The sequence below is a fragment of the uncultured Marinobacter sp. genome, assembly GCF_963974375.1.
Taxonomy (GTDB): Bacteria; Pseudomonadota; Gammaproteobacteria; order Pseudomonadales; family Oleiphilaceae; genus Marinobacter.
Map to the genome: position 1 here is coordinate 1 of NZ_CAXBDN010000192.1, position 8,678 is coordinate 8,678.

The following is an 8,678-nucleotide window of genomic DNA, read 5'->3' on the forward strand; positions in this document are numbered from 1 at the left end:
ATTCCTCCCCGGCAATGGTACGGGTAGAGAAACCGGGTTGTGCTTCCGCTAACGAGGCCCCGCGCGGACCGGCGGTCTGCAGCAGGATCTCACCACTGGCTGAGCGAATCTGACAGGCGACGCCTTCACTTAACGGCGACAGCAGTAATGGTTCTTGCGACGGCTGGGTGAAGGACTCGGGTTGTTGCGCAATGAGGCCGGCCACCATGTTTGCCGAAGCCGCCAGGCGATGGTCCAGTGTCTCCGATACCTTGGTATCCAGATGCAGGTACATCACCATGGCCACCGCCAGCCAGAGTCCGATCAGGGACAGGCTGAGCATGACCAGGAGGCGGCTGCGGAGACTCATGTTATGGCGCCCGGGCAGCGAACCGGTGGACCCAGCCGGAAGCCGACGCCACGTTCCGTGATGATCAGCTGTTTCCCGAGTTTCTGTCGAAGATGGTAGATATGAACGTTCAGGGCGTTGCTCTCGACCTCGGTGTCCATGCCGTAAAGGCCATCTTTCAGGCGCTCTTCACTCAAGACCGCGCCCCGTGAGTTAAGAAGTTTTTCCAGTAACGCCAGTTCGCGGCGGGACAGGGATACCGGTTCCTCCCCAAGCAGAACTTCACCGGTCGACGGGCGCACGGTCAGGTCGCCATGACAGATTTCCGCCACGACTCTGCCTGCGGAGCGACGTACCAGGGCGCGCAACCGTGCGGCGAGTTCGTCCAGATCGAAGGGTTTGAGGACGTAATCGTCCGCCCCGGCTTCGAGCCCTTCGATCCGGCGTTGCACGGCATCCCTTGCGGTCAGAATGAGGACCGGGGTGCGTACACCTGCCGCTCGCCATCGCGCCAGAACTTCAAGCCCTTCCACATCGGGCAGCCCCAGATCCAGCACCACCACATCAGGGTTGAACTGTTCCTGCGCCTGCTGCGCCTCCCGCCCCGTGCGTACATGGTCGACCACACAGTGATGAAGTTCCAGTCCGGCCTTTATGCCGGAAGCTACAAGTTCATCATCTTCCACTATCAGAACATGCACTTTGATTCCTTCAACTGGATCGCTCTGAGCCACTGTATGGCGTCCATGGGTATTGGGCAATACGTAGAGTCTGAGCGCCACAGGGCGAACGAGATCCTGCCATCCATGGAGGCGTGCCGCTGCATCGTGCTTCGGTCAGCTCTTAATGTTGACTTAATACAGCTCAATGACACTCCCGTTCCGGATAGACAGTCGGTGACACCATTCATCCAGTCAGAGGACTCGTACGTGGGAATGTTCAGAGCACTGCTTTTATTAAGCGCCCTGTTGGGAGCGGTGGGTACGACAGTGACCCAGGCCCAGTCATTGGGCGGAGGGGGCAATGAGTTCCTGCCTGTGGATGAGGCGTTTCAGTATGACGTTCAGGCGCTCAGTGAGGACACGATCAGGCTGTCCTGGCAGATTGCACCCGGATATTACCTTTACCGCAAGCGCCTTGAGATCCAGGGGCAGAACGGAGCTCTGGAAGAGGTCATCTATCCCGAGGGTGAGACCATCTCCGATGAGTTTTTCGGAGAGTCAGAGGTCTACTTCAACAGTGCTGAACTGGTAATCAGAACCGGCAGTGCTGAAACCATCCAGCTGGGTTGGCAGGGCTGCGCTGAGGCGGGCCTGTGCTATCCGCCACAGCAGGCGGTGATTGACCGCACCGGCGCTCCGGCGAAGGCTGCTGGCGCGGGGACCGACGAATCCGGCACCGGGAACGGCAGTGCTCTTCCTGTGACAGACAGTTCATCCGGCGCCGCTTCCGGTGAACTGGCAGTGGATCAGTCTTTCGCCCGTCAGCTGACTGACAGTGGCTTGCTCTGGAATCTCCTTGTCTTTTTTGGTTTGGGTTTATTGCTGGTCTTCACCCCCTGTGTATTGCCAATGATCCCTATTCTGTCGTCGGTAATCGTGGGCAGTGGAGCCGGGCGTAGCCGGGCATTCTGGCTATCGCTGATGTTCGTGCTGGCCATGGCGGTGACTTATGCAGCGCTGGGAGTTGTTGCGGCACTGGCCGGAGCCAACCTGCAGGGAATGCTCCAGCAACCACTCTTTATTGGTCCCCTGGCGGTCATCTTCGTGGTACTTGCCCTGTCCATGTTTGGCCTCTATGAGTTGCAATTGCCCGCGCCAATCCGCGATCGGCTGCAGCGCGCCAACAGCCGTCAAAGCGGAGGCAGTCTCGCCGGTGCCGCAGTGATGGGGTTCTTCTCAGCCCTGCTTGCGAGTCCGTGTATGACTGCCCCCCTTGCCGGCGCGTTGCTTTATATCGCTGACAGCGGTGATGCAGCCCTGGGTGGCATGGCTCTGCTGGCTCTGGGTTTGGGTATGGGCGCCCCTTTGCTGGTACTGGCAACGTTTGGATCCAGTCTGTTGCCGAAACCCGGTGCCTGGATGGAAGCGGTCAGAGCAGTTTTCGGATTCATCCTGCTGGGCACTGCCATCTGGTTCCTCGACCGGGTCCTCGACAGCTCCCTGGTACTGGCGTTGTGGGGAGCACTGCTGTTGGGCTCGGGTCTGATCCTGTGGAGGACCGCCGCCGCCATTAGCAGGAAAGGGCTTCGCAATGTGCTGTCCAGCAGTGGAGCGGTAATAGGCCTTTGGGGTGCGCTGATGGTTATTGGCGCAGCGGCCGGAGGCCATCAAATGCTCTACCCCCTGGAGAAGCTGACGCGAAGTGGTGTGGTGATCACGAACAGCATGGCAGCCAGTGAACAAAGTTTTGAAGACTTCAAATCCTGGTCGGATCTTGAGCGGAATCTGGTCGCTGCGGGGGAGCGCGGGCAATGGACTCTGGTGGATTTTTATGCCGACTGGTGTGTCTCCTGCAAAGTCATTGAGGAGGAGGTTTTTGGCGACCCGAGGGTTCAGCAAGCCTTCGAAAACATGACCTTGTTGAGGGCTGACGTGACGAAAAATGACGAAGTGGATCAGGAGTTGATGCAGCGGTTGCAGGTATTGGGGCCGCCCACGGTGATGATTTTCGGTCCCGACGGGCGGGAGTACCGGGCCCAGCGAACCATAGGTGAAATTTCAGCAGAGGCGTTTCTGGAACGGCTCTCCACGGCCAGGACAGGAGTGACGGAGTAATCCATGCACTCTGCCAGCTTACCCACTTGAATGAGCTGTCCAACGCCAGTCTGGCCCGGAAGCTGGAATCCTTCGAACACAACTAGTTCAACCTCTGAGGAGATTTTTCGATGCTACGGATATCTGATTTAGCGATCAAACCAACGCTACTTGCTGTCAGCTTGCTGGCGGCAGCTGCTGCAGGGCAGGGCGTGAGTGCTGAGACCGCTCACCCGGACGCAATTCAGGTGCTGGTCGAGCGCGGCGTGGAAATTGTCGATCAGTTTGATGCGCCTGGCGGCATGACCGGTTATGTAGGGACCATGAGGGGCAAGCCGGTCTCTTTTTACCTGACCAATGACAAAAAGCACGTGGTGATCGGGCCGATGCTATCTGACACAGGTGAAAATATTACGGAAACCAACATCCGGCAGGCGATTACCGGACCGCAAAATGCAGAAGCCTGGTCAAAGCTGGAAGACAGTGCATGGGTTCGGGACGGTGATGAAAGCGCCCCGGTGGTGATCTACACCTTCACCGACCCGAACTGCCCGTTCTGCCATCGCTTTCGCGAGGCTGCCGAGCCCTGGATAAAGGCCGGCCGGGTTCAGTTACGGCATGTCATGGTGGGAATTCTGAAGCAGGACAGTCTGCCAAAAGCCGCCACTATTCTGGGCGCCGACGACCCGGAGTCCGCTCTGAAGGTTAATCAAAGCAGTTATGGAAATGGCGGCATTGAGGTAGACCGGGAGATCGTAAGCGCAAACCACAAACGGGTGACCGCCAACAACAGCCTGATGAACAACCTGGGCTTGAGCGCTACGCCCAGTACTTTTTATAAAGTGGATGACGGGACCATTGCGGTCAAGCAGGGCGTTCCCCGGCCGGAGGAACTGGCCGGCATGATGGGCAGCAGCCGACCCTGAAAACGGGCCGGGCTGGCTGAAAGCTGATTTTGCCAACTGAGACAGCCAGGCCCACGCCATATTTCAGGTTATTGTCAGCTGTATGAAGTATTGGAACCTTAACAGCCTGATTCGGTTGGTTCCTTTTAAAAGAGCACCCAGTTCTGCATTTTGAGGTGAAATTCGCCAGCCTGACGTCCGGATACAAAAAGGCTCACTGATGCCAGGTGTCCGGTATTCAGTGGCTCTGCATCCGTCACTGTCTGGCCACGCCAGGTGGGGATGAAGTCATTGAAGGGCAGTCGGATGCGGCTCCACCCTTCCGTATCCGGCGTAAAACTGTGCTGGTAGACAATGCTGCGGCGATCGGTGCTGGTTCGGAGCCCAATCTTGTAGGTTTTGCCGTCGCCCCGGGCCAGCAGTTCGATACCCGTAAAGCCGGAGGCGTCCAGGGCCTCCGGCAGGTCGCCTTTGGCGGAAGCAAAGCCGCCGCCGTTGTCCAGCCTGACGGTGCCCGAGAAGTAGCCATACCGTTCGTCAGATTGTACCACTGCACCGTCAGACTGCCCGCCCATCACACGGTCACCCAGCGATTGCCAGTTCAGCGCGTCGCGTTGCCGGTCAAACACAACGAGAGTACGGGTCTGTTCCTGGACGCAACCATCGGTCGTGCTGTTCTCTTTCATGGCTTGACCTTCCTGAGCTTTCGATAGACTGACACCGCTGTGCAATGAACGTTGCGGCGACTGTTGCCCCATGCCGTCCGCACAGGCCCATGCGCTGCCAGCGCACAGGGCCAGCAGGGTTGTTGCGATCTCTTTCATAAAACGGCGCGCCGGTCAGGGTCTCTGGGTTGTTGAATTTTGCAGAGACAGAAGTCTAGCAGAACCTGCTCAGGTTTCGCTTACTGCGGTCTTCTGCTCCGTTTCCGGCTGTTCATTGAGGAAGGCTTCCAGGGAGTCGTCCATCGCATCCATCCAGGGGGTGTGGTGGGCTGGTGCCAGGGTTCCGGTCAGGGTTGAACGATAGCTCTTGTTGCGGTAGCCAAGAATATCCGCCTCTTTATGGTGTTCCCATTCCTTGAAAATGTCCGCCACGCCCTCGACGTCGAAGGTGGGGTAATCGGTGGGCTGCAACAGATCACGGATATAGGCAGCCTGAAAGTCGATGGCCTGGAAGGGGTTTTCGACCTCCTGCTCCCGGCTGACCCAGTGCGCACTGTCAGCGGCCATGGCGGACTCATCCGGCAGTGTAATCCTGTCGAGGATAACGTCCCGGGCATACCAGGCCTGGGCATCGAACATATTAAAGGTGTAGTACTGGTCCTGCATGCCGAGGAAGATCAGCTTCGGGTTCTGTTCCAGGAAAATGCCCTTGTACAGGCCCTCCGGATAGAGCCGGTTGTGGGTGTTCAGGGTCAGCTCATCCGGCAGGAACGGGAAGTGGTGTTGGTAGCCGGTGCAGAGAATGATGGCATCCACGTCCTGACTGCTGCCATCCTTGAAACAGGCGGTTTTGCCGACCACTTTGGTGAGCAGAGGCTTTTCCGTAAAGGATTCCGGCCAGTCGAAACCCATAGGTTGGCTGCGATAACTGAAGGTCACTGATTTCGCGCCGTATTTATGGCACTGGGTGCCGATGTCTTCGGCAGAGTAGCTGCTGCCGATCAGTAGCAGGTCCTTGCCGGCGAACTCGCAGGCGTCACGAAAGTCATGGGCATGGAGGACACGACCGGGAAACTGGTTGAGACCTTCGAAATAGGGCGCATTGGGTGTCGAGAAGTGCCCGGTGGCCACCACCACATAATCGAACTCTTCGGTGGACAGGGAGTCTTCTTTGAGATCCCTTACAGTGACCGCGAACTTGCCGGTCTGCTCTGAATAGTCCACCCAGTGAACCGCCGTATTGAAGCGGATGTACTGCCGCGCACCGCTCTTTTCCACTCGTCCCATGATGTAGTCGCGGAGTACCGCCCGGGGCGGGTAGGAGGGAATGGGTCGGCCGAAATGCTCCTCGAAGCTGTAGTCTGCAAACTCCAGGCATTCCTTGGGGCCATTCGACCAGAGGTAGCGGTACATGCTGCCATGTACGGGCTCGCCATAGGCGTCCAGGCCGGTGCGCCAGGTGTAGTTCCACAGTCCGCCCAGGTCGCTCTGTTTTTCATAGCAGACGATCTCGGGAATGTCGGTGCCGGCGAGGCGTGCCGCTTCAAAGGCACGGATTTGGGCAAGGCCGCTTGGGCCGGCCCCAAGGATGGCTATTCGAAAACTCATAGTATTTTCCTGTTGTCAGGATGTGCGTCGGTCGAAAGAGCGAGAGCTTGCTCATTCGCCGAAAAAAGTCACGGCCGGACCTGGCACTGTCCGAACGACAAACTCGTAACCCGCTGCATACGGTTCGCACAGGCACGCGCCGGATGCAGGATTAACTGCGGGCGTAAAACCGGAGGCTCCGTTTGCCAGGCGATACTGGCAATACGCTTCAGGGCGGAAAATTATCGCTCAGGCCGTGTCGGCCGAACTGCAAGGTGCTCGAGTATCGCCTGTGGGCAGACGCTCGAGACGCTCGGGAAGTAAAGCAGCTTACTGATCTGATTCCGTGGATAAGCGGGATAACTCTACCACAAAACGGGCGTTCCTGTTGGCGGACGCTTGACCTTCCCGCCGCTGCTGGTCAGAATAACTGTTCATGCATACAGTATTCGGCCAGGCTATGTCTCTGTGTTTATCTCGTGACCGCGCGTGGTTTTATTGCCACAGAACCTTTGCCTGCCTGTCTTTCCGTCGTGATCTGATGGTGAATATTCTTCGAATGTTTGCGAACGTGGTTCGGTCCGCCGAAAAAGGGGCAGTGATATGACAGAACACTCTGCAGTTTCCTTTGTCACCGTCCGACGCCGTTTCGAATTTCGCAACATCGAAGTCGGGCGCTGGGTAACAGCACCGGAGCGGGACCGTGCGGCGGGCCGGTTTCATCAGGCTCTGTGCGATCTGATGACGGTCCTCAACGGTCCTGAAACCCTGATTTCCCTGCGTGGCACCCTCGGCTTGCAATTCGGAATTGGCGGCCGGCCCGGTGTGGCGGCGCACTATATTCCCGCCACCCGACAGCTGGCGCTGGCAAAAAATGCCGGTACGGGCGCCCTGGCTCACGAATGGTTTCATGCGTTTGATCACTACATGGGTACCCGGGCTTTCCGGGATCCTGGCAAATTCGGTTTTGCTTCCAGTGCCTGGTTAAGTAGCGCTTCCCGAAAGGTTCACCCGTTGAACGATCGTCTGAACCATTGCTTCCAAGCCATCCTGCTGAATGAGGATGGCACTGAGCCAAGTCAGCTATTCCGAACCTCGCAGCAGGCCGACGCCGACTTGAAAGTACTCTATTACGCCAGACCGGAGGAGCTCTGCGCCCGGGCTTTTGAGGCGTTTGTCGAAGACAGCCAGCCTCGCAACGATTTTCTGGTAAGGGGTACGGTGTATTCCGACGAAGCCAAGGCTGGGCTGTACCCGGAGGGTGAACAACGACAGCACATCAACGGCGCTTTCCAGAAATACTTCCACGCTCTGGGTGCAGCGTTGTATCGGGAGCAGGCGAAAGCAGGGTGAAATCGGGGTGAAAACGAGGTGCCAGTCCGATACATTGGGAGGCGTGTCCGCCAAAACCAATAACAAAGGATCGGTAAATGACTGAGAAAACCAGAACGATCGACATCCCCCATCTGGGTGGTTCCAGAGTCGGCTATAGATTCGGCAAACCCTACGACCCCTCGTTACCCACGTTGATCATGAACAACTCGTTCACCACCTCTGTGGAATTGTTCCGGCCGCAGTTTGCCGACTCTGAGCTGATGAGCGTGGCCAACCTTCTTGCGATTGAACCCTACGGCCACGGTGAGACCTGGCCGAGCTATCGCCAATTTACCTACTGGGACAGCGCGATCGCGAACCTCCAGGTACTCGACGCTCTCGGTATTGCCGACGCCTTTGCTCTGGGAACGTCCCAGGGCGGCTGGATTGTTACCCAGACAGCGATGCTGGCACCGGACCGGATCAGGGGGATCATTCCACTGGGCACATCCATGGACAATGAGAGTCAGCACAGCCGCGATCTGGGCTGCTGGAATGGCACTGAATTCTGCACCCCGGCCATCGATGCCCTGGCCGGGCCCGTGCCTGATGACTGGACGGTACCGAATGGCTTCGTCCATGGCGTTCTTGAATCCGGGCTGGGCGATACCGTAACGCCGGAGGATCGGGCCTTCTGGCTTGAGGTGTACCGCCGCAATTACAGGGGGGATGCGGGCCGTGAACGCTTGCGAACCTGCGCCATCAATCTTCGTGATCGCGACAGCCTGAAAGCACGGATAGGATCGGTCACCTGTCCCGTACTCTGGATCCACGGAACCGACGATTCGGTGTATTCGGTGGCCAACGCTGAGAACGGGATAGCCCTGTTTACCCAGTCAGCAGATGCGCAGCTGAAAATCGTTGAGGGCGGCCAGCACTTCCTCAGCGCGTCCCATCCGCAGCAGGTTAATCCTGCCGCCGTGGCGTTTATTAACCGGTGGCGGTAATAAGTCGATGTAGCATGAATGCAGATCATCCAGCTTATAGAAGCTACCTTAATCAGCGGATTTCAGTATAACGTCGTTGTCAAAAAAAAGGCCGGCCACTTTCGTGGCCGGCCTTT

Annotated in this window: 7 protein-coding genes and 1 pseudogene; 4 read left to right on the forward strand and 4 right to left on the reverse strand. The window is 57.7% G+C overall.

The annotated features are described in order from the left end of the window. Both AAC035_RS15065 and AAC035_RS15070 read right to left on the reverse strand, forming a co-directional pair. The coding region (locus AAC035_RS15065) for a sensor histidine kinase N-terminal domain-containing protein (RefSeq protein WP_339805565.1) at positions 1–349 on the reverse strand (349 nt) is incomplete at its 3' end. Further along, positions 346–1,029, reverse strand: a complete 684-nt coding sequence (locus tag AAC035_RS15070) for a response regulator transcription factor (protein ID WP_339805568.1) — start codon at positions 1,027–1,029, stop codon at positions 346–348. The genes AAC035_RS15070 and AAC035_RS15065, both read right to left, overlap by 4 nt. Positions 1,030–1,263: 234 nt before the next feature. Here AAC035_RS15070 and dsbD point away from each other — a divergent pair, with 234 nt between their 5' ends. Together dsbD and dsbG are read left to right on the forward strand one after the other, a co-directional pair. Further along, complete coding sequence (gene dsbD, locus AAC035_RS15075; RefSeq protein ID WP_339805570.1) at positions 1,264–3,105, forward strand: protein-disulfide reductase DsbD; 1,842 nt, start codon at positions 1,264–1,266, stop codon at positions 3,103–3,105. Positions 3,106–3,215: 110 nt separating this feature from the next. Continuing rightward, a complete protein-coding gene (dsbG, locus tag AAC035_RS15080) occupies positions 3,216–4,010 on the forward strand; it encodes a thiol:disulfide interchange protein DsbG (protein WP_339805572.1) in 795 nt (264 codons plus the stop codon). A 125-nt stretch (positions 4,011–4,135) separates the two neighbouring features. On the opposite strand, the gene AAC035_RS15085 is transcribed toward dsbG, so the two are convergent. Both AAC035_RS15085 and AAC035_RS15090 read right to left on the reverse strand, forming a co-directional pair. Next, positions 4,136–4,813 (reverse strand): CIA30 family protein, encoded by a 678-nt coding sequence (locus AAC035_RS15085; protein WP_339805574.1) that lies wholly within the window; start codon positions 4,811–4,813, stop codon positions 4,136–4,138. A gap of 69 nt (positions 4,814–4,882) precedes the next feature. Next, positions 4,883–6,262, reverse strand: a complete 1,380-nt coding sequence (locus tag AAC035_RS15090) for an NAD(P)/FAD-dependent oxidoreductase (protein WP_339805575.1) — start codon at positions 6,260–6,262, stop codon at positions 4,883–4,885. A gap of 579 nt (positions 6,263–6,841) precedes the next feature. Here AAC035_RS15090 and AAC035_RS15095 point away from each other — a divergent pair. Together AAC035_RS15095 and AAC035_RS15100 are read left to right on the forward strand one after the other, a co-directional pair. Beyond that, positions 6,842–7,594, forward strand: a pseudogene (locus AAC035_RS15095) (CLCA_X family protein); the annotation flags it as partial. Positions 7,595–7,671: 77 nt separating this feature from the next. Beyond that, positions 7,672–8,562, forward strand: coding sequence for an alpha/beta hydrolase (locus AAC035_RS15100; protein ID WP_339805577.1), 891 nt, complete (start codon positions 7,672–7,674; stop codon positions 8,560–8,562). Positions 8,563–8,678 lie beyond the last annotated feature (116 nt).

Excerpts from the sequence above, each read along its gene's own strand:
- dsbD (WP_339805570.1), top strand. The coding sequence starts at position 1,264 with ATGTTCAGAGCACTGCTTTTATTAAGCGCCCTGTTGGGAGCGGTGGGT.
- AAC035_RS15090 (WP_339805575.1), bottom strand. The coding sequence starts at position 6,262 with ATGAGTTTTCGAATAGCCATCCTTGGGGCCGGCCCAAGCGGCCTTGCC.
- dsbG (WP_339805572.1), top strand. The coding sequence starts at position 3,216 with ATGCTACGGATATCTGATTTAGCGATCAAACCAACGCTACTTGCTGTC.
- AAC035_RS15085 (WP_339805574.1), bottom strand. The coding sequence starts at position 4,813 with ATGAAAGAGATCGCAACAACCCTGCTGGCCCTGTGCGCTGGCAGCGCA.
- AAC035_RS15100 (WP_339805577.1), top strand. The coding sequence starts at position 7,672 with ATGACTGAGAAAACCAGAACGATCGACATCCCCCATCTGGGTGGTTCC.